Origin of the sequence: Streptomyces sp. NRRL F-2664, assembly GCF_000719345.1 — a bacterium.
In the GTDB taxonomy this organism is placed as follows: Bacteria; Actinomycetota; Actinomycetes; order Streptomycetales; family Streptomycetaceae; genus Streptomyces.
Window position 1 is genome coordinate 1 of the sequence record NZ_JOFX01000573.1, and the last position, 247, is coordinate 247.

1 protein-coding gene is annotated in these 247 nt (G+C 76.5%); it reads right to left on the reverse strand.

Annotated features, from left to right (window positions below):
* Positions 1-247, reverse strand: a 247-nt coding sequence (locus IF89_RS41410; RefSeq protein ID WP_158718187.1) for a hypothetical protein, incomplete at both ends; no start/stop codon positions are given.

The window sequence follows — 247 nt, forward strand, 5'->3', positions numbered from 1 at the left end:
CTCGGTCACCGCGCCGAGGGGCGAGGCGACCTTGGTGACGACGGGGCCGTGTCCGGCCAGCGGCCGCCCGTACTCCAGCCCCGTCACCGCCCCGTCCCCGGCGGTCGCCTTGCGGACCAGCCCGTCCTGGAGCTCCAGGACGGCGGTGAGGCGGTGGCCGTCGCCGGAACGGGCCGGGGCGGTGAACACGACCCGGCCGTCGTCGTAGGCGACGGTAGTGGCGGCGCCGTAGGGGTCGGTGACAGAC